This is a genomic window from Bacillus sp. GW823-FHT06A11, assembly GCF_058795355.1.
On record NZ_JBXAHS010000001.1, the window covers coordinates 314,909 to 341,120 of the forward strand.

Below are 26,212 nucleotides of genomic sequence, written 5' to 3' on the forward strand. Positions count from 1 at the left end.
ATATTATCAGAAATTTCTATACAAAACACAATATAAAGAGTTAACTTGTTTCATAAAATAGTATGATAAACAAAAAAGAACTCATACTTTCGTATGAGTTTCGCACAATTACTTCGTTTCATCTCTCAGACTCAATGTACCTAAACTTTCATTTGCTTCAAAATGATTATATGCTTTTCCCGCTAATTTTTTCCGTTCTTCTGGTAATTCTATATATTTCATTACGTTTTCAATTATTTTTTCGTACGGAGTAAATACAATTCCCGGCCACTCTACCTCATCTTCTGGATTACTATTTTCGGAAATAATAAATTTCTTATTTGCGACTGCATAAGACACGCGAGGTGTTTCAAGAATTCCTGATAAGTAAAAATGAATATTTAATATAATTTTAGCTCTAGCAATCAATTCATTTCTAACAATTCCCCACGCATTATTTTTAAAAACTATATTTAAATTTGGGGCAATCGCTTTTAGATGATCAAAAATAGCTTGCCGCCTCGGATTAAGAGCACCTATAAACAGAATATCAATATCTTCAGTAATGTCATCTTCAAATGCATCTTTTTTTATTTCCAAAGTTGGAGCATAGTTCATTTTTACATGTTTTATTTCTTTTCCTACCCCTTTTTGTTTTAGCCATTCTATATTTTGTTTACTATAATCCCAAATCACTCTATCTTTTAATAATATTAAATAAAGGGGGTGCGCATATGGACTTCCTTCGTATAGCTGTTCTAAATTATAAATAATTGCATCTTTCGGAAGAAGATTCGGGTTATATGCGTATGTATGTGCTCCAAAAACAACTGTATTCTTTACATTTTCCAGTATTGTTTCTGATATAATTACTGTATTTCCCTCCTGCTCCAACCGCCACTTTAAAGCTCGCGCAACATCTATGAAACTACCGTATGTCTTTGGGCATATAAAAAGACAATAATCATATTCTTTATTCAAATAAGCTTCCATTAATTTTAAATTATTTTTATATAAATCTACATCCGGATGTTTAAGTACTAACTCATTTGCATGTTTTCTTGCTACTTTATATAATCCAGCATAATAAGCAGCGATGCATCTTCTTAATTCGATTCTTTCACGATGTTCATCTAATACATCCATGTTTAAAAGAAGATTTGCGATACAATACGCTTTTAAATGATCACGATCATAATAATAGTCTAGTAGTGGCATCAATTCTTCATACGTATTTCCATGCACCGATTCTCCTAGTTCAATCGCCCATCGCATTAATTCCATGATTACTCCACTACTCCTTTAATCGAAAATGTATTTAATAAAATTTCGCATTATTCTCTACTACATTTGCTATATGAAATGGAATCTCTTCTTTAATCGATTCCAAATACTTTTGCGACACGGCCCCTAAATGTTTTTTATGAGGTATATAGAAAGCACTAATAGAAATTTCATAGTCAAATAAGTAATCATACACATGATAATCTACAAATAAAAGATCATCCTTTGGAAAAGGAATTTCCTTGCCTTGCAGAGCATACATCAAAGCAATATTGTTTTGAGATCGTAATCGATACAACCTTGCAAGTTGGTATAATGGTTCAGCCCGAGTTGGTCTATATTCCCACGCTTTTTGAAAATAAAAAACAGCTAATGCTAAATATTTCTCTTCTTGCCCTTTAACAGTTTCTTTTTCATCAGCATCTGTCACTTCATTTTGTTTATTTGCTGAACGATTTGCTAACTGCTCATAACAAAACCCTATTCGCAATAACGAATAGAATACCTCTTCAACCCAACCCCCTGCTTCCACTCGTTTTTTATACCATTTAATCGAATCTTCAAATTGACTTAAATGAAAATAAGTTTGGGCTAAATAAAATAAATATCTTATATGCAAATCTGGCGTTGTTTCTGAATCGTTTATTCCTTGTAACAACAACCTCTCATCTCTTTCAAATTTATCAGCTTTACTCCCGCCATCTCCGGGATCATTCACGACAAGAGTCTCTAACCGATCTACCCTCGTATTGTAATTCGCTCCAACTTTTGAGCGATCTATATCCCAATACTCATGAGTAACACCGACAGATTTCCATGGTAAAGAAGCTTTTAATAGACGTGTAAGCCAATATTTAATATGAACATCATATTGCAATGTAAGATAATGATCTTCCGTTAAGCTCGTTTTATCGAAATTCGGATCAACCTCTAAAATCATATCCGCATCTAATATTAATAAATAATCCGCTTCTGGATATGTTTTTTGCGCTAATGAAACTGCTAAGCTTCTGTTATAACCAAAGTTTTTAAACGGCTCATGATGAACTGTCCCAGGTATCTCATTTTCCTTACACCAATTTTCTATAATTTCAGGCGTATTATCCGTCGATCCAGTATCACAAATAGAAACATAATCTACAATTGATTTTGTTGCATTTAAACATCTTTCCATAATTCTAGACTCATTTTTGACAATCATACAAAGACATAACTTTTTTTCTTCCTTTACAGACTTCACTTGCTCATTTCCCATTTAACCACCTCATATTTTATTAACACGCTCTTCTCATATGTAACAACATTTTTTAGCTATACTGATGACATAAGCACCCTTTTACTATTTATGAAAACTTCATTTTATTTATTCTTACTTTTATGTTGGGACATATTTCATGCTTCGCTTTATATTTGATACAATCAATACAAAAAAACATAATACGGGAATCCGTACATTTCAAAGTATAAGAGGAGGTTATATTTTGTTGGATTACATTTGGCTAAATGACAAATCACCAATTTTAGAACAACTACCAAGTAATTTTAAATCTGCAGCTATATTGCTACGTCCATTTGTCCAAATGCCTTTAGGATGGGAAAAGTCTGTGAGAAAAAGACCATATGAGCACATCTATCCTAGCGCTGAAGAAATCATTCACAATGGGAAATCCGTTTCTTGGAAGGAAATGATGTCTTGTAGTGGATTACATTCATACGCAGACCTAGCAATGGCCATGTTGACTTCCATTAGTGCCTTTTCAGAAGAATATAAAAGAGAGGATTTAGCTGAAAAGCTACATTCAAACTTAAAAAAAGATCTTTATTATCCAACAGAAGATTATACGTCTATATTTTTATTACACAAATTACTTAAACTCCTCGGTTCTAAAGGTGCAAAAAATCTATATTTCTCTGAACCAATTCTTGATACAAACGGATTATTACAGGTAAATAATACTACTCCATTAGATATTTGGGACATTAGCAATAATGAGTTAATTATTACTGGAGAAGACAATGAGTATGCGTTTATGAGTATATACGATTCCTTTACAACCTTATTATTAGCTAAAGAAGAAAATATAGATTATATTGTTCAATCAATGAATGTTGAAGCTGTCATTTGTGACAAAAAAACGATGATTGATTGGTATTTTTAAATTAGTAATTTCTTAAACTATAAAAAAGAAACTTGCGCTTATGCACAAGTTTCTTTTCAAAAACATCCTTATTTTTTTACAACTTCATGTCCACCGAACTGATTACGTAGTGCTGAAACTACTTTTCCATGGAATGTATCATCTTCCTGAGAACGATAGCGCATAAATAATGACATCGCGATTACTGGTGCCGCTGCTTGTAACTCAAGCGCAGTTTCAACAGTCCATTTCCCTTCTCCTGAAGAGTTCATTACACCTTTAATGCCATCAAGTTTAGGATCATCTGCAAATGCTTTTTCAGTTAAGTCCATTAACCAACCGCGGATTACTGATCCGTTCGCCCATACTTTTGCAACATCTTCATAATTGAAATCAAAGTCACTCTTATCTAGTACTTCAAATCCTTCAGCAATTGCTTGCATCATGCCGTATTCAATACCGTTATGAACCATTTTTAAGAAATGACCACTACCAACGCGGCCAGCATAAGAATAGCCATTTTCTACTGCTAAATCTTTAAATAAAGGTTCTAATTGGTCGTAAATTTCTTTTTCTCCACCAACCATTAAACAAGCACCGTATCTAGCTCCTTCTACACCGCCAGATGTACCGATATCTACATAATGTAATCCGAAGCTTTTTGCTTCTTCAGCACGGCGTAACGTATCTTTATAGAATGAATTTCCACCTTCAATAACGATATCACCTTCATCTAATAACGGATACACATCTTTTAATACTGACTCTACAACTTCTCCTGCAGGCACCATTACCCAGATCGTACGAGGAGCTTCTAATTCAGCGATCATTTCTTTTAATGTATGACGTGCAGTAATTCCTAGTTTTCCTGCCTTTTCTACAAGCTCTTTATTTACATCGTATACAACTACTTCATGCTTGTCTTCATGTAAGTGTTCAGCTAATGGGAATCCCATTTTTCCTAATCCAATTAATCCTAGTTTCATATTAATCAATCTCCTATTTTATACAAATATATTTAATATCGAAATTAGCCCAAGTGCTACTACAGATAATATAGTCTCCATTGCAGTCCATGTTAATAACGTTTCTTTCACAGTCATTCCGAAATACTCTTTAATCATCCAAAATCCTGAATCATTCACGTGTGATAAAATTAATGACCCTGCACCTGTTGCAAGTGCTAATAATTCAACATTTACACCTGGTGTACTTGCTGCAATCGGCGCAACAATACCAGCTGCTGTCATCATAGAAACAGTTGCCGATCCTGTCGCAACTCGGATAAGTGCAGCAATTCCCCATCCAAGTAATATTGGTGAAATATGTGATTCTTTCGCCATTTCAGCAATTGTAGTACCAATTCCAGAATCTAATAATACCTTATTAAATGCACCACCAGCACCAATTACTAACAGTATGTTTGCAATTGGCCCAAGGCAATCATTTGTAAATTGTAATACTTTATCTTTAGAAAATCCTTTTGCATAACCAAGGCTAAAGAAAGAATAAATCGTTGCAATTAATAAAGCGACTATTGGATCTCCAATAAAGTGTAACACTTGTGCAAGTTGACTCGTTTTATGTAACGCTACTTCAGCAATGGATGCACCAAGCATAAGAAATACTGGAAGTAAAATAGTAAACAATGTATTTCCGAAGCTAGGAAGTTCTTTCTTCTTATCTCTTTCAATAAATTGCTCCGCTATATCTAATGGTACTTCCTTATGTATACGAGCACCAATCCATTTCCCGTAAAGTGGACCTGAAATAATTGCAGTTGGAAGTCCGACAATTAACGCATATAAAATTGTCTTCCCTACATCTGCTTTAAAAATACCCACTGCCGCCATTGCCGCTGGATGCGGTGGGACAAGTCCGTGTACGACTGACAGTCCTGCTACTAGCGGAATACCGATTGTAATAAGTGATACCCCAGTTTCTAACGCAATTGTAAATACTAACGGAATTAATAGGACGAATCCAACTTGGAAAAATACCGGAATCCCTACTAAAAATGCAACGAACATCATCGCCCAGTGAACTCGTTTCTTCCCAAAACGATTAATTAATGTGTTAGCGATACGTTCAGCACCGCCAGATTCGGCCATCATTTTTCCAAGCATCGTTCCTAGTGCTAAAACTATCGCTAAAAAGCCTAACGTATTACCAAGCCCTAGTTTAATAGCATCAATAATCCCTGGATCTTTTGGTGAAGTTCCAATTAAAGGCATTCCCATTGCTAAACCTACACCAATTGCTGTTAAAATTAATGCGACAAATGGATGCCATTTTACTACCGTAATAAGTAAAAGTAGTATGACAACTGCCGCTAGTACGATCCCAACTACCATTTCTCCCAATCCCCCTATTGTTTACGTTGGAAAGCAGCTATACAATCAAATTCTTCTTTCAAGCGATTGTAAAGTCGTTCATACATATAAAACATTTCTAAATATATAGCCGTATTTTCTTTATTCGGTACATGATGATGGACAATATCAATCCAATCCTTTACCTCTTCAAGAGAATCAATTTTTCCTACAGCATATAAAGCAACTGCCGCTGCCCCAAGCGCAGATGCTTCATGACTTTCAGGTACAAGCAATTCTTTTCCCATCATATCGGACAACATTTGTCTCCAAAATGCAGATTTTGCAAACCCTCCTGAAACTCGTATTTCAGTAAGTGGCCCTGTACAATCCCTGATTGCGAGTGCTACTGAATATACACTCATACAAACACCTTCCATCACTGCACGTATAAAATGTTCTCGTTTATGTTGAAGATTGATTCCAAAGAATGTACCACGAGCGTTTGCATTCCAGTAAGGTGCGCGTTCTCCAGATAAGAAAGGTAAGAACAATAGCCCATCCGCTCCAGCTGGTACGCTTTCTGCATATTTAATTAATAAATCATAAGGATCAATGCCGAGCTTTCTTGCTACTTCTTGCTCTGGACTACCAAATTCATCACGTAACCATCTCAGTAATATTCCGCCGTTATTCGTTGGACCACCGATTACCCAGTGCTCATCTGTTAATGCGTAACAAAACGTTCTCCCTTTCTCATCTGTATTTATATTTGATGAGATTGTTCGAACCGCACCACTCGTTCCAATCGTAATTGCAGCCGCACCCGGTGATATCGCACCAACTCCTACATTTGCAAGAACCCCATCACTTGCTCCGATGACAATTGGTGTTTCTGCACTTATCCCCATCTTCTGTGCTAATTCTGGCTTCATACCTGATAAAATATATGTAGTGGGTACAGGGGTTGATAATTGTTCTGGTGACATATGTAACATAGTCAAAACATCTTCATCCCAGTTTAATGTTTCTAATTTAAATAACCCTGTAGCAGAAGCAATCGAATAATCAACTACGTAGCGTGAAAATAATTGGTAAATCACATACTCTTTAATGGAAATGAATTTATAGGCACTTGTATATAACTCTGGTTCCTCTTCTTTCATCCATAACAATTTAGAAAGTGGTGACATCGGATGAATCGGTGTACCTGTACGTCTATAAATTTCATGCCCATTCATTTGTTGTAATAATTTTTCTGATTGCTTCGTACTTCGATTATCTGCCCAAATGATAGAACGCGTTAATGGCGCACCATTTTCATCTACTGCAATTAATGCGTGCATAGCTGTACTAATACCGATTGAAGAAATATCTTCTGGTAATACATTACCTTTTTCAATGGTAACGCTTACACTTTTGTATACAGCGGCACATATTACATCAGGATCTTGCTCAGCCCATCCTACATTCGGTTGAATAATTGGGTAATCGATTGCATGTGATGCAATGACTTTTCCTTTTTCTGTGAACACAACCGTTTTTGTACTTGTGGTACCGATATCAATCCCGATTACTCTCCCCCTTGTTTCCATGCGAATCTTCCCTTCATTTCTAGCAAAATACGATTTAGTAAACCGTTTACATGAATTAGTATATAAAATATTTTTTCATTTATCAAGTTATAAAAAGAAAATTTTTTTCACAACGAAAAGTAAATCCCCTCATTCCATTTCACTTATATACTAAATTTAGCTTTTCCGTGCGGTAAAATTACGTTATCTTCTTTACGCAATACACTCTTTCCTCTCATTAACAACACATACATAGTCCTCCATACGTTCTACTCATTTGCATGAAAAAGCGTTGAAAAGCAATATTCATTTTTAGGGATCACGTTACATAACCATCAAGCCAAGAAAAGTAACTACCCGCAGAATGAGAATTCTGTGCATTTTGCTCTTGTTTATTGTTTTAGATTCACTAGTCCTTTTATCTTGATAAACATAGAGCGCGGCCCCCCTGCTATCACTTTTTTATCTTGTAAATATATCTTACATACTATAAAATTTAATAGTATTTTTATTTTTCAGAAAAATAAAACAATAATATAGAATTTATTGTATAATGTTGTAAAAAGATGTCGGAGGGATTTAATGTTAAATAAAATATCTCAATTCACAATTAAGCTTTCATCAATTCTTTTATCACTCTTACTATTATTAAATTTACCTTATTTATTTATCACTCAACAAGGGTTTACCTTTCAACCAATTTATTTTTTTAATCAGATCGTTACCATGTTAAAACAGGTCTTCTCCCCTGAATCATTAGTGATTATAGGATCAGACCCGAAGTTTGGCCATTTCAAAAAAACACCATTATTTCCAACTGTTTTAGAACCTTACCTATATTCATTTACTATATTATTTTTAGCCTTTTTTCTTGCTCTCTTTCTATCATCTAGCATGGCATTTTTTTATTTTTTAGCGAAAGATTATATAAAAAAATGGATAAACCGAATTGTGTTCATATTAGAAGCTGTCCCTGATATGATGATGATGATTTGTTTGCAAATATTCTTCATATGGGTACTTCAAAAATTCGGGGAATCTCCTGTCACTATTATTTCTTTTAATGAAAATCGAGCTTATTTACTCCCTATTTTATCATTAGCTGTCTTACCTACATTACAAATGTTTCGGATGATGGTGTTATACATAAAAGAAGAAGAAGGAAAACATTACGTAGAGGTTGCATATGGAAAAGGTCTTTCATCAAGTTATATACTCTGCATTCATTTATTCAAAAATATATCTATCCACTTCTTTCACCATTTAAAAACGATTTTTGTTTTCTTACTTTCTAATTTATTCATTTTAGAATTTGTTTTTAATATGGAAGGCATTATTCAATTTCTATTTAATAAGGCGTTTGTTTCACCTCCCGCTGCATTTATCATACTTGTTATGATTATTTTACCGTTTTATGCCATTTTCCAAATAGTCTCATTCATGATGAATAGATGGAAAAAGCAATTGAAAGGAGTATCATTATGAAATCTATTTGGAAATCAAAACGCTTTTTAATCGGCTTTACTTATCTATTCATACTTATTTCAGCTAGTTTTATTTATAGTTGGTTCTTTAAAGATAACATCCCAAAACCTCCTCAGTTACTTTACAATGACAATAACGAATTACTTGGAAAGGCCCCCTTTCCGCCATCGTTAATTCCACCTTTTGGATCTGATCGTTTTGGAGAGTCTGTTTTCTTACAAATTGTAGAAGGAGCAAAATTCACTATTTTATTAGCCGTAGCAATTAGCTTCTTTCGAATTTTATGCGGAACATGTATAGGAATCCTCTTAAGTTTATATGCTCCAAAACTCAAGAGATTTTTCCAGTCATGCTCAGAAGTTTTTTATTATATTCCAACTCTATTTATCGCATTCATACTCATCACGCCCGTTAATATTATAATCACATCAAATGCTGATGGGGTAGATCCAAATATTTCATTTACGTTTTATCAAGTACTCGTACTTATTTTCGTCGCTCTGCCTACACTTTCTTTATACATATCCTCAGAGGTTGATGAATTTATGAAACAAGATTACATCTTAAGTTCACAATTACTGGGGGCTAGTCGTTTTCATATTATTAAAAAACACTTACGAGTCTTATTACTTGACCGCTTATTTGTATTATTTATGGAACATATCGTCCAAACACTCATACTCGTTATCCATTTAGCGTTGCTTAACATTGTAATTGGCGGCATACAAATGCGTGAACTCTATGACGGAGTGCTCAAACCTGTTTCTCTATCTAATGATTGGGCAGGTCTTATTGGATTAAATCGTAATGAAATGAATCTTTCATGGTGGATTATTTTTTATACTCTCGCTTCATTCTTTATTACGATTCTATTTATTAAGCTTATGACCATCGGGATTCAAGATGCACTGAAAGCAAGAGATTCGCAAATTGTAGCAATTCAAAACGTTCCAGATCATAAAAAATTTGTTAAACATAAAGATTCCTTTTCGTTTGCAAATAAAGTAAACCTTTAATCATTTCTCATTAATCAAGTATTAATTGGCATCGATATTAGTAGAAAATAAAGAAGATGATCCCTATTAAATACAGGGATCATCTTCTTATGCTGTTTAACTTTTTTACATGTCCTTTGCTAGACTCATGCTTTTTATATTTAAAGTGAATTATTTGCAATCACAATTATGTTTTTTAAAATCAATTACCATACGCCCTTGAATTCTACCTTGTTCCATTTCTTCGAATACATTTTGTACTTTATCTAGCGAACAAGTTTGAACAACCGGCACTACTTTTCCTTCTGCCCCAAACATAAACGCCTCTTCCAAATCTTTACGAGTACCCACTAGAGAACCAACTACTTCAATTCCATCCAGTACAAGTCGCGGGATGTTTAAGTCCATTGTTTCTACTGGTAGCCCTACTGCAACTACTTTACCGCAAGCACGTACTGCATCAACTGCTGAGTTAAAGGCTACTTTAGAGACTGCTGTTACTACCGCAGCATAAGCGCCACCAAGCTCCTCTTGAACAATTTTATCAGCAGGACCTTGAGAAATTGGATTGATAGTCATATCAGCACCAACTTCTTTCGCTAAGGCTAATTTGTCGTCATTAATGTCTACTGCGATTACCTTTGCACCAAATACATTTTTAGCATATTGGATAGCTAAGTTACCTAATCCACCGCAGCCATAGATTACAATAGGTTGACCAGGTTTAATATCTGATACTTTAATAGCTTTATATGTAGTTACACCAGCACATGTAATTGATGATGCTTGAGCAGGATCTAATCCTTCTGGTACTTTTACCGCATAATCAGCTGTAACGATACATTGTTCAGCCATACCACCATCTACTGAATAACCTGCGTTTTTAACTTCACGGCAAAATGTTTCTCTACCAGTTACGCAATATTCACAACGTCCACAAGATTGGAACATCCATGCAATACTTACACGGTCACCTATCTTTAGCGAATTAACATCATCAGCTATTTTCGTAACAATACCTACACCCTCATGACCAAGAATACGGCCATCAGTGTTACCAAAATCATGATTCGCAACGTGTAAATCAGTGTGGCAAACTCCACAATACTCTACATCTACTAACGCTTCGCCTGAGCGTAACGGACGTAATTCTTTTTCAATCACTTCGATGTTTGCTTTGCTGTTTTTATTAACCACTACTGCTTTCATATGTGATCTCCCCTTTAGTGTTTTAGCGTTTTAATGAGTTTATCTCACAACTACTTTCCTCACTACTTTGGCTAGTTATTGTACCAAATTTAAGTGTTCAATCATCTTTACATCTTCATCATAACATGACACTTCATAAACAATTTGTGAAATTATGAACAATATTTGAATTATTACACAAATCGGTCTTTATTTTAAATTTTTAAAAATGAGAGTTTATCACTGACTATAAGTAAGTCATACATTTCTAAAAGAAAACAAAGTAACAAACTTCTCATCGATAAAAAAGCTCTTCACTCAATATTTTCTATATTTAAACACTTAGTTTCACAGTAATAGCCTTTACCGCCAACATAAACTTTTTCTATTTTATTTTTGCTATTGGTTGCTAATTTAACTAATATTTCGGAAGGCGAGTGTAAAGAATAACCTTGTTCAAATACATAGACTTCTTTTTGCAAATAGTGCTGTTCATAAAGGTAGCAAGCTAATGCACCGTTTGAAGTTCCAGTCGCTGCTTCTTCATTAATGTCGTATAGTGGAGCAAAATTTCTGCATATAATTCGATTGTCATTAAAAGTATATAGATGCATCCCAACAACATTATAATACTTGCTGATTTCTTTAATTTTTTCAAAATTAGGTTGCAGTGCATGTAATTGTGTTTCGCTTTTTATAGGAATTAAAATATCTTTTAAGCCCGTGGAGACAATTTGGATTGGGTATTTATTGTCTATATCTTTAATGTCAAAACAGTCGGTGAACTCATTTGGAGATACAAAATCATAGAATATCGGTTTATTTTGTTCCATGAATATGATGTCATCTGTTATGGTAATAGTAAGAACACCGCTGTTCGTTTCAATCGTATAGCGATTCTTGAAAATTTTATTTAAATGCATCAGTATCGCGAAAGAGCCAATTGTGGCATGACCACATAAATCAACTTCTTCTTTTGGAGTAAAATACTCAAATTTATAATCAGCAATTTCAGATTCTGATATAAATGCGGTTTCCGCATAACCCAGTTGTTTCGCTATTGTCATTTTTTGAGTAGTGGTCAATGTATTTGTATTCTCAATAAATACCACTCCTGCTTTATTTCCGCCTTTATGATCCTTGCTAAATGCACTTGCAACATAAACGGATATTTTCATAAGACACCTTCCTCACTTATAGTAAATTATATATAGAAAGCACTACATATAAATACAATTAGATAAATTATCCATAAAATACGAGACAAACTATTTTTAGCATTTGAACTCTCCAAAAATAGTTTGTCTACAATCTGAAAGCTCTTCATTTGAAGAGCTTTTTTATATTCGCTTCATCGAAATCGTTTCACGTATACTTTGTAAATTTTTTAGTGTTTCTTCTTGTCGCTGCAACGACAACCCTACATACAAAGTATCTAATAAGCTTAACTGTGCTAATCGTGATGAACTTGCTTCTGTACGGAATTCAGTCTCACGTGTTGATGTATATAACGTTATATCAGCAAGCTGACTTAATGCTGATTTCTTATAGCTCGTAATCGCAATAATTTTGGCCCCTCTTGCTTTCGCTACTTCTAACGCTTCAAGTAACCCTTTATTGCTACCAGAATGAGAAATGCCAATAACAACTGAATTTTCCGAGAGTAAACCTGCTCCCATAATTTGAAAATGCGAATCAGTATGAGCGATACAAGAAATACCCGTTCTCATAAACTTATGATACGCATCCATCGCAATAATACCAGAGCCACCATTTCCATAAAACTCAATTCGCCTTGCTTCTTGCAAAGCTCGTACAGCCTGCTCAAGTGCTGTTTCATTTAGCAAATGTAAAGTATCTTGCAGTCCTGTAATATGCGAATGAAAAACTTTTTTAGCAACAGTTACCATACTATCTTCTGCTGATACCTCTTCATGAATATTTTGCATCGGTGTATGTACAATTTCACGAGCTAATGTAATCTTTAAATCTTGAAAACCTTGCAAACCAAGGTGTTTACATAAGCGGAATATCGTCGCTTCGGAACTACTCGTAACTTCAGCTAATTCTGTAATAGATTTATGTACAACATCTTGTGGATGTTTCAAAATATGTTCGGCAATACTTCGCAATTTCGGTGATAAACCATTTAACGAAGCCTGAATCTTTCCAATCCCACTCCTTGTACCAGGCATAGCATATCCTCCTCTTCTATCGTAGCTTTATCCTGTAAAAACCGATTAGTTTAACTTTATTGTACCTAATTATTGAAAGAAGAAAAACCTATATTAGGGATTACTATAAATTTTAATTGCTCCTATGTATTCTGTCATACGATATAACAGAATTATTCATGCTTATGAATAATCCTCCCCATGTTTCACTGCGTATAATGCGGCTTGCGTACGATCATCCACTTCCAATTTAGCTAAAACGTTTGAAACGTGTGTTTTCACAGTTTGTTCTGTAATATGAAGTTCTGCTGCAATCTCCTTGTTGCTTCTTCCTTTCGCAATTTCGCGAAGTACCTCTTGCTCTCTTTTCGTTAACATTGAAAAAGGATTTTCTATTTCCTTCTTTACTGCGGTACGCCCCATTAATGCAGGTGTTACTTTCGGGTGAAAATTCGCATTTCCTTGATGTACTGCAATAATAGAAGCGACAAGTTGCTCAGGTTGTACTTCTTTTAATTGATAACCATCTGCTCCAGCTTCAAGTGCTGGTATAACATAATCTTGCTCTGAAAAACTACTTAATATAAGTACCTTTATCGTCTCATCGTATTGCTTTAGACGTTTTGTTGCCTCAATTCCATCCATTTTCGGCATCGATACATCCATTAGTACGACATCCGGTCTTTCTTTTTGCACGAAATGTAATGCCTCTTCGCCATTTTCCGCTTCCCCAATAATTTCAAATTCTTCTCTCGTTTTCAAAAAGAATACAAGTCCTCTTCGAACGATATGATGATCCTCAACTAGTAGCAATTTAATCTTCAATCTTATTCTCCCCTTCAAATCGGCAATTGAATTTCTATTTTTGTACCCTTTCTCAGCTCTGTTATAATTTGAAACGACCCCTTCATTAACTGAATACGTTCCTTCATACTTTTCAGGCCAAGTGCTGACTCCCTTACTTGCTCTTGTATAAATCCTATTCCATTATCTTCTATGTAAAAATGTAACTGGTTATTTTCTATTTTCAAAAGAACATGTACCTTTTCACACGAAGCATGCTTTTTACAATTATGTAGCGCCTCTTGGCTAATACGCCATAAAACTTCTTCTATTTCATCCCCAATTGAAACCATCCCATCAATTCGAACTTCCACTTGAACTCCTAATAACTTCCCGTAATTTTGAATTGCTTCTGCTAACCCTTTCTCTAATCCTTCAGGTCTTAATTGCCAAATTAATAGAGTCATCTCTTGTAATGCTTCTTGTGATAATTCTCCAATATAACTTAACATCTCTTGCAATTCTCTATCTTGCGTCATATTCAAAGTACCTTTCGCTGTTAGCATAATAGAAAATAACAATTGTTTTACTGAATCATGTAAATCACGTGCAAGTCGATTTCTTTCCGCTACCACTACATATTTACGTTCTTTCTCAACTAACTGAATACGTTGTATTGTTGTTCCAATTTGAAATGCAATTGATTCTAATAATGCTAACTCTTCCTCTGAAAAATGAGTCTTATGAGGCGCAGCCACATTTAGTAGACCAAATTTTTCTGATCCAGACCTAAGCGGAATTGTCGCATGATGTGTAACATCTTCTGTCTCTCCCCAATTACATTCAATTGCATCTTCTATTCGCTTACATTCAATAATATTAGTCGCTTTTTCTAATCTCCCATTCACAAAACGTTCTACACACCAACAGTTTCCTTCACACATCGGCTTCTTCTCTTGCCACGTAAGAGCCTCTGGTAAATTTTCGTCTACAAGCATGCTATGCTTTCCACTTTCATCAATAAAGAATATCCACCCTGTTTGTAAATTCATTACTTGTAACAATGTATGCAACACTTTTTCTAACATATCCTGTAAGTTTGTTGCTTCATTTAATAATTCAGCAATTTCTTTTAATGCTTCTAAACGATGCATCTCTTTTTCTTCAAAGTTCATTCTCATCACCAACTACAATTATAACATTAAGAAATTTCTAAATTCTATAAATAAAAAAAGAACCGAATCCCTTCAGCCCTTTCTTTATATCAATCATTTTATTATTGTTATTCTATCCAATGTTGGAATCAGAATTTTTGTTAACAAACGATTCTACTTTAGCTTTCCGATAAAGATTGTCCACCATGGATATGCTGTAAACCTTCAGTAGTAACAACCATATTCGCTGCTGGCATTTGCACTTGATTCTTATGAAACATAGACATTAATTCAAATCTTACTTGTCTAGAAGTTTCAAAATAATCTTCTGGCTTTATTAAACCTGTAATACAAAATTCATAGCCAACATATTTCAAGTTAGGATTTAAGTCTGTAACACCGACGTATTTAAATGGTTCAACAGCGTCATCCTCTACTCTATAAAGAGTTTGATTCAATTTTTCATTGCATATAACACATACTTCTTCTAACAATTCCTTCACTCTTGTTGGATCTTCCTGATAACTTACCGTGATGCGTTCAATTACACGCATCCATCCTTTATTAAAATTTTGTACCGTTCTAATCTCTCCGTGCGGGATGGTAAGTAGTTTTCCTGACCATTCACGTATTTGCATAAAACGAATACTAATCTCTTCAATAGTTCCTGAATTTGTTCCGTTAAAAGTTACAAAATCACCAACTCGGAACTCTTTGTCCGCTAATCTTGCAAAGCCTAATATAACATCTTTTAGCATCTGTTGTGCTGCAAAACCGATGACAACTCCAGCTATCCCTGCACCTGCAATAATACTTTTTATATCTACAAATTGGCTAATTAAATATATGATAAGACTGATGATAATGATATATCTAAAAATAGATCGAATTACACTTTGAATCGTCTGCTCTACCTCTTCATCAAAAAAGCTTGATTTCCTAAAAAACCAATCAATAATACGATTTATTACAAATGAAATAATGATTAAAACTAAAGCAAATAGTAAAAATCTTAAAAGTAAAAACTCCCTTACATAATTAAAAAATTCTTCAGTATACGTTAATAAGCTCATTCATCCACTTCCTTAACTAATAAAAGTTCTATACAAAGCTGCTATATTTTTAAAATTCATTAGACATTCTTCTATAAATATACCCTTTTTCATAACCTAAAGGGAGCTGACAATTGAATTTTTTTATGACTTTACTTTAAGACTACACTACCCATCCAAATAAAAGGAAAACATTTACATAATATCGAATAGTTCATTTGAAAATATTATTACTCACGGAGGTTGCAAGCAATGGGATATATTGAAGAACTAAGAGACGTTGTTGGATCAAGACCGCTTAATTTAGCAGGCGTTGCGGTAGCTGTTTTCAATGAACAAGGACAAATACTACTACAACAAAGGCGAAATGGCATGTGGGGCGTTCCAGGAGGTTTTGTAGAACTTGGTGAATCTATAGAAGCAGCTGGAAAACGAGAAGTACTTGAAGAAACCGGAATCGAAATTGGTACACTTCAGCTAGCAACTGTATTTTCAGGTAAATAATTTTTTGTGAAATTAACGAACGGAGATGAATTTTACCTTATAACAATCGCTTACCTTTGCAAAGATATTACAGGTGGCTTGCTAAAAGCTGATGGAGTCGAATCATTACATGTACAATTTTTTAATTTAAATGAGCTACCACAAAATATTAGCCCATTCATAAAAAAATTAATTGAACAAAATGTCGTCTCAGTTTAAACGCAAAAAAGAGACCTTTTTAAAGGCCTCTTTTTCATTTCACTTCTGCATGTAAACAAGATTTAAAATGTCCAAGTGCAAATTCATGCCCTTGCGCATTAAAAGATGCAACTGCCTTTTCATAAACAACAATTTTAAATCCTTTATTATAAGCGTCTACTGCTGTGTGAAGAACACAAATATCAGTACAAACACCTACAAGATGAACTTCTTCTATTCCTCTTTCTCTTAACTTCATTTCTAAGTCGGTTCCTGCAAATGCACTATATCGTGTTTTATCCATGTAATATACATTTTCAGCATTTTTATATGTTTCGTATACATCTTGTAATTCCCCAAACAAATCTCTTCCACTTGTACCAGCTATATTATGGGGTGGGAATAATTTTGATTCTGGATGATATACATCATTTTTTTCATGTTTATCAATCGCAAAGACAACGTAATCTCCATTTTCAATATATTGCGTCGTTATATGTACAATTTCCTTCTCAATTTCTTGACCTGGTTTTCCGCAAGTTAAAGCACCTTTTTCCGCTACAAAATCATATGTATAATCAATATTAATAAGAGCTCGTTTCATAACTACTATCTCTCCTTCTTCTGTTTCACAGTAAACAATAGAAAATTTGTTATTACGACATCGTATGTACTATTCGACATTTCAAATGAAATACCTACATTTTTCTTGTAAAACTTACCTTAATTCGAGTTTATCATAAAGTGAAACTTTAATCATTGGAGAGTTTGTTCATCTCCAATGATTATTAGTTAAACCAATCGGACAGTTGATCTCCCACCTAATCTCCTCACATATACCGATTTTTAAGGCGAGGTCTTACTGCCCATTAATGCGGGATATAATAGATACACAATGGTAAAACAACTAGCTCCTATTACTAAGTCATGAATTTGGTAATTAAACGTAATTTGAATCACCTCTTGTATCGTAAACCAAATTACTGCCATCATTATACTAATCAAGACGATACGAATACACCGATTCACATCTTCAACCTCTTTCTCTGTCATAGTAGTAGCAAGTGATTTCTTCCTATTTAATCGTATTAGAAAACGAAACAAGTTATTCACTCTTGCACACTCTAGTCCAAATAAAAAAGCACACTACTTTTTTAAGTAATGTACTTTTTATTCTTATTAAGACGCAGGCTTTGTCTCAAATGTTGCTTGATTAAAACTAATAACCTTTCCTTTCGGGTCATTGTTTTCATACTGAACTGCAGTAATCGTATGACTACCTGTTTCAAGCGTCTTTTCTTTTAATTGTACTGTTGTCTGCGTTGTACTAGTTACTTGATGTCTATCTGTATACATTTGATCTACAAATATGAAGGTTTCTTTATCACTTTGAAAATTAGAAAGTTCTAATTCAACTTGCTGAATTAAAGTATCCTTTTTAATGAATACAGTCGGTATATTGCCATTTTCAGAAGTACCATCTGGAGTAATAACTTTTACTTTCCCTTCTCCAATTGACATTGCACCTTCAGGAAATACAACCATATTCTCATCACTTGCGTTTACAACTTGTTCTTCCTGTTTTGATTGCGCGTCCTCTTTTTCCTGTGGAGCACCGCAACCTACTAATAACAATACAGACAATCCAGTGATTATGAATTTTTTCAAAATTCATCCCCCCTGTCATTTGATTATAATTTATTATACAAAAATAACTTTTAAATTTTAAGACAACTTTTAAAACTTTTATGAACATATAGAAGCTTGCTCACGATTAATGTATCATACTTTCCTTAATAGAACATTAATTTTTTTTATGAAATAAATAGTAATTCCTTCTTATTTATCATTTTAGCCCAACAAATCGATATAATACCCCCTCAAAAATAAAAAGACATTGATATGTCCAATGTCTTTTCTATGTAGCACTTTAAAAAACAAATGTTGTGATTTCTTCTACTTCTTTTCTTGGAAGTTTTTTTGGCTTATCTTTCGGAAATCCTAGTGAAATAACCATATTTATTTGTTTTTCAGGCTCAATTTGTAAATATTGGCGCAGTTCATCTTGAGCTAGCAATACTGGCCCTGTCATTGGACAAGTACCAAGTCCCTTTGCATGTGCAGCTAACATTAAGTTTTGTGCCGCTAAACAGCTACTCTTAATCCCTTCTTCTTCCCAAACTGAATCTGGAACAAAAGCAATTGGATCAAATATCTTTTCACGGAACTTTGATTCATATGGTGTTGCCAAACATACGATTAATACTGGTGCCTCCGAGAAAGCTGTTGCATATGGTCCGAAAGAACGTGTAAGTAATTTCCCTGCTTTCTCTTCTCCATTTTCTGCTGCTTTTGCCGCAAGTTTATGTAATGCATCCCATGTCATTTGTTCAATTTCTTTAATCTTCTCTCGATTCATGATAACTAAGAATTCCCACGTTTGTGAATTCGTATCACTCGGTGCGTAACGCGCACAATCAATTATTTCTTTTATATCATTAGTAGATACTTCTTGATCTTTAAACTTTCTAACACTTCGTCTTCCGTGAATTACTTCTTTAAAATCTTCATAATTCATATATTAAATCCCCTTTTTACAGCGTTTTCAAAACTTGTCCTATGCTTGAATTATATCATGAAAAAAAGCCGGAAGAATACCAGCTTTTTTCTTCATGATTAATTTGTCACTTTAAACAAACGAATACTCTCTTCATATGCAGCTTGTAATTTTTTCGTAATTGGTCCTCTTTCACCAGCTCCAAACTGTTCATCACCAATCTGAATGACTGGGAATATTTCAAGTGGCGTCGCTGTAAAGAAGCACTCATCAGCTTCATATACTTCTTGTAACGAAAACTCTCGTTCTTCTACTTCGATATGTAACTCTTTCGCTAATGTAATCACGTAGTGACGTGTAATACCATGTAAAATGAAATGATCCGCTGGATGTGTAATTAACTTATTATTTTTCACAATAAAGAAATTGGAATGACACCCTTCAGTCACAATGCCATCCCGTACTAATATTGCTTCTTGATATCCTTGTTCATTTATTTTGTTTTTGATCATAATATTAGGAAGTAAATTTAAAGATTTTATATGGCAAAACTTCCACCTGATGTCCTCTTCTACTGTTACCTTAATCCCTGCCTCCATTGAAGCAACTGGTCTTGGGAACGAAACAAGATTTGCAAAATATGTCGGTTGTAAATCTGATTCATATACATGATTGCGCGGTTGTGCACCTCTTGATATTTGTAAATATACATTCCCATCTTCTTGAAATTGATTTTTTTCAATCATTTGATATAACTCTTCTACTAATTCTTCCTTCGTAAATGGTGGAATTAGTTTTATTTCTGCCATAGAGTTAAAGAATCGTTCTAAATGTAAATCTAATAAATGAGGCTTGCCATCGTATAGTCTAAATACTTCATAAATACCATCACCAAATTGGAAACCGCGCTCTTCTAATGCGACCATCGGCTGTTCTTCCTTCGTATTAATCATTCTCCCATTAAACAAGATCCAATCTTTATGAGTAGCTTTCATTCTTCCCCACTCCTTTATCACATGATTGATTTTATTGTACAACTTATGTCACCCCGAAAGAAGGAATTTTCTGTATTTTCACAAACAAAAAATACATCACTTCGTAAAAGTGATGTATTTTATCATTTATTTAAGGAAATATTTTTCAATATCATCTAACATAAGGTTCGCAGCTTTAATACCGCCTGCTGTATTCCAGATTACCTCATCTGCTTGGAATACTTTATTATTTTTAGAAGCCTGTAGTTGCTTAAAGAGTGGATCTTCTGTCCATTCCTTTGCTAACGAATTTCCTTCATTATTCTTATCTGCATCTTTATCAGACGTGAAATAGAATAAGTAGTCTCCGTCCATATTTGGAATTTGCTCTTTTGTAATTCCTTTTATCGCAAAATCATCTTTATCTTGTAATGGTGGTCGTTTAAACCCAATATCATTTAACACAACTCCCGAGAATGAGTTTTTTTGATAAATACGAACATCACCTGGCACGAAACGAATAATAGAAACTTTAGAATTCAATTTATCGCCTAACTTCTCTTTCATTCCTTCAATACGTTTTTTATAATCATCAAGAGCTTTTTGCCCTTCTTTTTCTCTATTTACAGCTTTTGTATAAAGCGTAAAGTTTTCTTTCCAATCACCGCGTAATGTTTCTGCATAAACAGTTGGTGCGATTTCTTTTAGCTGATCATATATTTTTTCGTGACGCATTTTATTTCCGATAATTAAATCTGGCTTAAGCTTCATTACAGCCTCTAAATTAATATCACGTTCAGTTCCTACAACTTCCGTATTTTTTAACTCTTTCGCTACATGAGGATACCATTCATCACCAGCACGTGGTTTTGTAGTCCCCACTGGAGTTACGCCCACAGCTAGAAGAGCCTCTGCACCTTCATTCGTTAAAACAACAACTTTTTTAGGTGTACCATTTACTGTCGTTTCGCCCATTGCATGCTTTACCGTATATGAATCTTTTGCTTTCGCTGATATATCATTTTCCTTTTTCTCTTCTTTACTACATCCTGCAATTACAACCATGAGTATCATAATGCAGAACATAATTAGTTTTTTAGTATGTATCATATGTCCTCCCTAGATGAAATCGATTATCATTAACAATTAAAGATTAATGTATCCTACATACATTGTCAATGTATATCAGAAAACTTTTTTAATATATACTATTTAGATTCTATCCGCTTTTCTAATGTTTCTTTTTAAAACATAGTGCATAAGTATGAAAATAAATGTTGTTATTAAAATGCGTACCCTTGTTATACATAACAAAGATACGCATCCATATTGCATTATCATTTTAATTGCTAATATTGAGTATACTTAATATACGATGGATCATTATATACCCACTGCTTTCCACCAAGGTTTAACCAACCATTTTCATTTATATATACTAAATAAGATTCTGGAGAATTTAATTGGCGGATAACTGCAGATGTAGTTGATGGACCACTTCTTAAATTTACATTCATCCCTTGTATATATGCAACCCCAATCGGACTTCCATCACTATTACTTGTCTTTACAAAATTAATGTAAGAAGGATCATTATACACCCATTGTCCATTCCCCAAATCTAACCATCCGTTACTTTCCTGATATACAACGTAAGATTCTGGAGAATTTAATTGACGAATAACTGAGGAAGAAGTTGATGGACCATTTCTTAAATTTACATTTTTCCCAAGGATATAAGCGATTCCCTTCGTTTGAGGTGTCGGTTGTGGGTTAGGAGGTTGTGGATTTGGAGCTACTCCAAAAATAGCCGCTATTCCATTCGCATACGCTTGACTTAGATCTTCAATAAATTGTGGATTTTTTAATAAATTTGCATCAAACGTTGTATCAATAAAGGCAGTCTCAGTTAAAATTGCATCCATTGTGGTTTCTCTTAATACCGCATAATTTTCTTTTTTTGCTCCTCGATCGCGAAGACCGTATTTTGTTAATACAGGATTTACTGCTGTATGCATCTTTTGTTGCTTTGCATATGCAGTGCTGCTGTTGGATAACGCATTATAAATATAGCTTTCAAAACCTGTACCCCCGCCGCTATTAATATGAAATGAAATAAAATAATCCGCACCAAAAGCATTGGCAATATTAGCACGTTCCGATAAAGAAATAAACACATCACTATCACGTGTCATTTTAATTGTAATTGGGTAATTTACCGTTAAAATGTCTCGAACGCGTCTAGCAATTTGAAGTGTTAAGTTTTTTTCTACTAAACCATTACCAACAGCACCAGAATCATATCCACCGTGCCCTGCGTCTATAACAAGTTTCATTTTATTGCCCCGCCCCTTTCTTGTAATATGTTTGCATTGCTACTCGTCCTATTTTATGTGAAATGTACAAGTTCTGTTACAATTACAAATAAAAAAAACGCCTTATGTAAGGCGTTTTCTATCATCTTGCTTTAACCAATTTAAAATAAATATATACGATTGATAGTGAACATAACGTATGCAAAATAAAATAAATAAAAGTGTTATTCCAGCACCACTATAAAGTAAACCGAACTTTAAAAAAACATTCACAAGTGGTGGAAAGTTCATTAGATTTTGTAATGTACTAAGCATACAAAACATAATGAAAAAGACAGGGACGTATTGTAATTCATACGGCTTTTTTTTCTTACTCATTCTTTTCCGAATGAGTATATGACATAATTCTGCTACTATAAAGCACCCTCCAATTAATACAAGACCAGAAGTCATCGTCATACATCCACCTGCCTTATATTTATTTTATCGCATAAGTAATCATCGTTATATTTTCTTTACATACTCTTCATCTTCTGAAGTAAAACCAAAACTCTCTATGAAAGACTTCGCCTTTTCTGTTAATTCCTCTTGTAGCACTTTTATTTCTTTCACATTTCTTTGTTTCATCATTTCTTCAAATGTAAAATACGTATTTGCACCATAACCGTAACCTTGGTAATCAAAATGAATAATTAGCTGTGATAAAACAGCTCGTTCCTCTTGAACACTATAATCTATTACACCAATATATGTATCATCAACTTTCACACAGTACTGTACCTTTTTCTCACCTAAACTATGCGATTTAAACATTTCTTTAACAACGCTTTCATTTTCTACAGTAACTTTCTCAAACGTAATCATATGTCGTCCATCCTTTTACTATTATTGTATCAATAATATTTCCTATTTATGAAAAAAACCTTAAGACCGTATGCGATCTTAAGGTTTTTCTAATTAAACTAAGCTATACGCACGTTTTGTTTCTTCATGGAACTTATTCGTATCGTATTTATGCTCAACATAAATTTGGTGCCATACCATAAACGCAAGGACAGTCCAAATTTTACGGCTATAATCGCCTTTATCTGCACAATGTGCTTCCAGTAAGTTTAATACATACTGTTTGTCGATTAAATGCTCTGTTTTACTCTCGTTTATAATATTGATAGCCCAATCATGCATTTCGTCTTTTAACCAGTGACGAATTGGTACTGGGAATCCAAGTTTTTTACGATCTAATACGTGATCTGGAACGATTCCGCGTGCTGCTTCACGTAAAATAGCTTTCGTAGTTCCGTTAGCAATCTTAAATTCAGTTGGAATTTTAGATGCAACATCGAATACTTCTTTATCTAAGAACGGTACACGAAGTTCTAATGAGTTTGCCATTGTCATTTTATCAGCTTTTAATAAAATGTCACCACGTAACCATGTGAACATGTCAATGTACTGCATTTTGCTTACATCATCATAATCTTTAATCTCGTTATACAATGGTTTCGTGATATCCATATAGTTAACACTTTCATTGTAATACTTCATTAATTCAACTTTCTCTTCTTCACGGAAGATTTTCGCGTTTCCATAGTAACGCTCTTCAATTGGCGTACATCCACGCTCTAGGAAGCTCTTACCTTTAAATCCTTCTTTAAGAGCACCACTTAATGCTTTTAGAACGCTCTTACCTGGGCTAGGAATGTAAGAGAACATTTTTAGTGAGTTTGGCTCACGATAAATGTTATAACCACCAAATAGCTCGTCTGCACCTTCACCTGAAAGAACAACTGTTACATGCTTACGTGCTTCTTTTGCAACGAAGTACAATGGTACAGCTGCTGGATCTGCTAAAGGATCATCCATATGCCAAATGATTTTTGGGAACTCATCCATAAACTCTTTCGCTGAAATGAATACGTTATGGTTTTTAACGCCTAATTTCTCAGCAGTTTCTTTGGCAACATCAACTTCACTGAAACCACGTTGTTCAAAACCAATAGAGAATGTTAAAAGATTTGGATTCATTTCTCTTGCGATAGAAGCGATAATAGATGAATCGATACCACCAGATAAGAATGAACCTACTGGTACATCACTGCGCATATGCACTTTTACTGAATCGTATAACACATCACGAATTGCTTGGATATGCTCCTCTTTCGTTGCGCTTGAAGCATTGAAATAAGGTTTCCAGTAGCGATGGATCTCCATCTCTTTACCGATTTCTTTTACGAAATAATGACCAGGCTCAATTTTATTAACATCAATTGTTAATGTTTCTGGCTCTGGACCATATTGGTACGTAAAGTAATGTTGTAGTGACGTTGGATTAACTCCTTTATCTTCCATCACATGCATAATACTTTTCTTCTCAGATGCGAAGAATGTAGTATCACCTTGTTGTGCGACGTATAAAGGTTTAATACCGAAGTGGTCACGTGCACCGAAAAGTTTCTTCTCTTCACGATCCCAAATCATAAATGCAAACATACCACGAAGATAGTCTACACATTTTTCTTTCATATGTGCATACAATGCAATGATAACTTCTGTATCAGATTGTGTTGCAAACGTTGCACCTTTTTCAAGTAACATTTCACGTAATTCTACATAGTTGTAAATTTCACCATTAAAAATAATTACATATCGATCATTTTCATAAGTTAGCGGCTGATGTCCTGCCTCTAAGTCAATGATACTTAAACGGCGGAAGCCAAATTGTACATGTTCATCACGAAAATATCCTTCGTCATCTGGACCACGGTGGAAAATCATCGTGTTCATATTTTCAAATTGATGTTTTTCTGTTTCTGAAAACTCTCTAGGGTTTTCACATAAACATCCTACAAAACCACACATACTTCTTACCCTCTTTCGGTTTTCATTCTGTTTCTATACTACTATATCAACCCTATTTATACTAGCATAATCAACTGAATATGGCGACCAAAAACTATAAAAAAATCACTCCATTTCACATTTTTAACAATTTTTTATGAAAACATGAAAACTAGGCACTCACCTTTCTCCGCTTTTGTCATATGATATTGCAAATTGATTTCTAGGAGGGAATACCATGAGTGAAGAAAAAAAAGATTCTTCTCGCCCACCGGTTCGTAATTACTTAAAGCAAATTGATGATTTCTTCGAGCAAACACCTCTTCGCAATGTAATCGCTGATTTAAATCATTTTTTCCAAAAAGGAAACCGTTTATTAACATTCCCTGTAGATTTATATGAAGTTGGTGAAGAACTCGTTGTTACAGCTGAACTACCAGGTATACAAAAAGAGCAAATTCAAATTGAAATACAAAGTGAATACTTAAAAGTCTCTGTAAAAGAAGAGATACTCGAAGAAGAAGAAGAAACATCCCATAACTATTATCGCCGGGAACGTTCCATTTCAGAAGCATCAAGATTGATTAAGTTGCCGTATTCAATTAATAAAAAAGCAGCAAAAGCTTCTTATCAAAACGGCGTATTAGAAATTCGGGCGCCGAAACTTCCCCAACAACATGACATTTTATCCATAGACTAATGCAAAAAAATAAGGGTGCATAGCACCCT

Annotated in this window: 25 protein-coding genes and 1 pseudogene; 5 read left to right on the forward strand and 21 right to left on the reverse strand. The window is 34.1% G+C overall.

The annotated features are described in order from the left end of the window. Positions 1 to 108: 108 nt before the first annotated feature. Together AC1Q8L_RS01405 and AC1Q8L_RS01410 are read right to left on the reverse strand one after the other, a co-directional pair. Complete coding sequence (locus tag AC1Q8L_RS01405) at positions 109 to 1,263, reverse strand: CgeB family protein (protein ID WP_000422334.1); 1,155 nt, start codon at positions 1,261 to 1,263, stop codon at positions 109 to 111. Positions 1,264 to 1,297: 34 nt separating this feature from the next. Beyond that, positions 1,298 to 2,518, reverse strand: a complete 1,221-nt coding sequence (locus AC1Q8L_RS01410) for a tetratricopeptide repeat-containing glycosyltransferase (RefSeq protein ID WP_000526231.1) — start codon at positions 2,516 to 2,518, stop codon at positions 1,298 to 1,300. Positions 2,519 to 2,657: 139 nt separating this feature from the next. Here AC1Q8L_RS01410 and AC1Q8L_RS01415 point away from each other — a divergent pair, with 139 nt between their 5' ends. Continuing rightward, positions 2,658 to 3,422, forward strand: a complete 765-nt coding sequence (locus tag AC1Q8L_RS01415) for a DUF2711 family protein (RefSeq protein WP_002093982.1) — start codon at positions 2,658 to 2,660, stop codon at positions 3,420 to 3,422. A 68-nt stretch (positions 3,423 to 3,490) separates the two neighbouring features. On the opposite strand, the gene gnd is transcribed toward AC1Q8L_RS01415, so the two are convergent. From gnd to gntK, 3 genes are read right to left on the reverse strand one after another with little or no spacing between them, the layout of a single operon-like run. Continuing rightward, positions 3,491 to 4,387: a phosphogluconate dehydrogenase (NAD(+)-dependent, decarboxylating) gene (gnd, locus tag AC1Q8L_RS01420; RefSeq protein ID WP_000765981.1), complete on the reverse strand. Its 897-nt coding sequence runs from the start codon at positions 4,385 to 4,387 to the stop codon at positions 3,491 to 3,493. Positions 4,388 to 4,405: 18 nt separating this feature from the next. Beyond that, positions 4,406 to 5,755, reverse strand: coding sequence for a GntP family permease (locus tag AC1Q8L_RS01425; RefSeq protein ID WP_000260194.1), 1,350 nt, complete (start codon positions 5,753 to 5,755; stop codon positions 4,406 to 4,408). 14 nt (positions 5,756 to 5,769) lie between these two features. Further along, positions 5,770 to 7,308, reverse strand: a complete 1,539-nt coding sequence (gene gntK, locus AC1Q8L_RS01430) for a gluconokinase (protein WP_000450011.1) — start codon at positions 7,306 to 7,308, stop codon at positions 5,770 to 5,772. Between the two features lie 561 nt (positions 7,309 to 7,869). Here gntK and AC1Q8L_RS01435 point away from each other — a divergent pair. Then, complete coding sequence (locus AC1Q8L_RS01435; protein ID WP_000932680.1) at positions 7,870 to 8,772, forward strand: ABC transporter permease subunit; 903 nt, start codon at positions 7,870 to 7,872, stop codon at positions 8,770 to 8,772. After that, positions 8,769 to 9,788: an ABC transporter permease gene (locus tag AC1Q8L_RS01440; protein WP_000836572.1), complete on the forward strand. Its 1,020-nt coding sequence runs from the start codon at positions 8,769 to 8,771 to the stop codon at positions 9,786 to 9,788. The genes AC1Q8L_RS01435 and AC1Q8L_RS01440 overlap by 4 nt, the downstream gene beginning before the upstream one ends. Before the next feature lie 150 nt (positions 9,789 to 9,938). Here AC1Q8L_RS01440 and adhP read toward each other — a convergent pair whose 3' ends face one another. The 6 genes from adhP to AC1Q8L_RS01470 form a co-directional block, all read right to left on the reverse strand. Next, a complete protein-coding gene (adhP, locus tag AC1Q8L_RS01445) occupies positions 9,939 to 10,976 on the reverse strand; it encodes an alcohol dehydrogenase AdhP (protein ID WP_000649129.1) in 1,038 nt (345 codons plus the stop codon). A gap of 293 nt (positions 10,977 to 11,269) precedes the next feature. Continuing rightward, positions 11,270 to 12,133, reverse strand: a complete 864-nt coding sequence (locus AC1Q8L_RS01450) for a PhzF family phenazine biosynthesis protein (RefSeq protein ID WP_000704324.1) — start codon at positions 12,131 to 12,133, stop codon at positions 11,270 to 11,272. Positions 12,134 to 12,295: 162 nt separating this feature from the next. Continuing rightward, complete coding sequence (locus AC1Q8L_RS01455) at positions 12,296 to 13,150, reverse strand: MurR/RpiR family transcriptional regulator (RefSeq protein ID WP_001119651.1); 855 nt, start codon at positions 13,148 to 13,150, stop codon at positions 12,296 to 12,298. Positions 13,151 to 13,312: 162 nt separating this feature from the next. Continuing rightward, positions 13,313 to 13,954 carry a two-component system response regulator CasR gene (gene casR, locus AC1Q8L_RS01460; RefSeq protein ID WP_000694630.1) on the reverse strand — a complete coding sequence of 214 codons (642 nt, stop codon included), beginning with the start codon at positions 13,952 to 13,954 and terminating at the stop codon, positions 13,313 to 13,315. Between the two features lie 14 nt (positions 13,955 to 13,968). Further along, positions 13,969 to 15,087, reverse strand: a complete 1,119-nt coding sequence (gene casK, locus AC1Q8L_RS01465) for a two-component system sensor histidine kinase CasK (protein ID WP_001008460.1) — start codon at positions 15,085 to 15,087, stop codon at positions 13,969 to 13,971. 158 nt (positions 15,088 to 15,245) lie between these two features. Continuing rightward, positions 15,246 to 16,139 (reverse strand): mechanosensitive ion channel family protein, encoded by an 894-nt coding sequence (locus tag AC1Q8L_RS01470; protein ID WP_000055443.1) that lies wholly within the window; start codon positions 16,137 to 16,139, stop codon positions 15,246 to 15,248. A gap of 231 nt (positions 16,140 to 16,370) precedes the next feature. Here AC1Q8L_RS01470 and AC1Q8L_RS01475 point away from each other — a divergent pair. Further along, positions 16,371 to 16,820, forward strand: a pseudogene (locus AC1Q8L_RS01475) (NUDIX hydrolase). A 34-nt stretch (positions 16,821 to 16,854) separates the two neighbouring features. Here the strand turns inward: AC1Q8L_RS01475 and AC1Q8L_RS01480 are convergent. The 10 genes from AC1Q8L_RS01480 to asnB all read right to left on the reverse strand — a co-directional run bounded on the left by AC1Q8L_RS01480 (position 16,855) and on the right by asnB (position 25,504). Next, on the reverse strand, positions 16,855 to 17,403 hold the full coding sequence (locus tag AC1Q8L_RS01480; protein WP_000816771.1) for a cysteine hydrolase family protein: 549 nt from the start codon (positions 17,401 to 17,403) through the stop codon (positions 16,855 to 16,857). A 242-nt stretch (positions 17,404 to 17,645) separates the two neighbouring features. Continuing rightward, positions 17,646 to 17,852, reverse strand: coding sequence for a hypothetical protein (locus tag AC1Q8L_RS01485; RefSeq protein ID WP_015406474.1), 207 nt, complete (start codon positions 17,850 to 17,852; stop codon positions 17,646 to 17,648). 126 nt (positions 17,853 to 17,978) lie between these two features. Further along, positions 17,979 to 18,467, reverse strand: coding sequence for a putative periplasmic lipoprotein (locus tag AC1Q8L_RS01490; protein ID WP_000713495.1), 489 nt, complete (start codon positions 18,465 to 18,467; stop codon positions 17,979 to 17,981). A gap of 262 nt (positions 18,468 to 18,729) precedes the next feature. Beyond that, complete coding sequence (locus AC1Q8L_RS01495) at positions 18,730 to 19,377, reverse strand: nitroreductase family protein (protein ID WP_001105280.1); 648 nt, start codon at positions 19,375 to 19,377, stop codon at positions 18,730 to 18,732. A gap of 98 nt (positions 19,378 to 19,475) precedes the next feature. Then, a complete protein-coding gene (dat, locus tag AC1Q8L_RS01500; RefSeq protein WP_000648384.1) occupies positions 19,476 to 20,351 on the reverse strand; it encodes a D-amino-acid transaminase in 876 nt (291 codons plus the stop codon). Between the two features lie 126 nt (positions 20,352 to 20,477). After that, the gene (locus AC1Q8L_RS01505; RefSeq protein ID WP_000581985.1) at positions 20,478 to 21,440 is read right to left on the reverse strand and encodes an ABC transporter substrate-binding protein; all 963 of its coding nucleotides are present in this window, start codon (positions 21,438 to 21,440) and stop codon (positions 20,478 to 20,480) included. A gap of 239 nt (positions 21,441 to 21,679) precedes the next feature. Continuing rightward, entirely contained in the window at positions 21,680 to 22,666 is a 987-nt protein-coding gene (locus AC1Q8L_RS01510; protein WP_000779888.1) for an N-acetylmuramoyl-L-alanine amidase, read from the reverse strand. Positions 22,667 to 22,768: 102 nt separating this feature from the next. Beyond that, positions 22,769 to 23,098, reverse strand: a complete 330-nt coding sequence (locus AC1Q8L_RS01515; RefSeq protein WP_000200465.1) for a hypothetical protein — start codon at positions 23,096 to 23,098, stop codon at positions 22,769 to 22,771. 51 nt (positions 23,099 to 23,149) lie between these two features. Next, the gene (locus AC1Q8L_RS01520) at positions 23,150 to 23,509 is read right to left on the reverse strand and encodes a GNAT family N-acetyltransferase (RefSeq protein ID WP_000627519.1); all 360 of its coding nucleotides are present in this window, start codon (positions 23,507 to 23,509) and stop codon (positions 23,150 to 23,152) included. Between the two features lie 93 nt (positions 23,510 to 23,602). Further along, complete coding sequence (gene asnB, locus AC1Q8L_RS01525) at positions 23,603 to 25,504, reverse strand: asparagine synthase (glutamine-hydrolyzing) (protein WP_000333826.1); 1,902 nt, start codon at positions 25,502 to 25,504, stop codon at positions 23,603 to 23,605. A gap of 217 nt (positions 25,505 to 25,721) precedes the next feature. Between asnB and AC1Q8L_RS01530 the strand changes: the two genes are divergently transcribed. Then, positions 25,722 to 26,183 (forward strand): Hsp20/alpha crystallin family protein, encoded by a 462-nt coding sequence (locus tag AC1Q8L_RS01530; protein ID WP_001288086.1) that lies wholly within the window; start codon positions 25,722 to 25,724, stop codon positions 26,181 to 26,183. Positions 26,184 to 26,212: the final 29 nt, after the last annotated feature.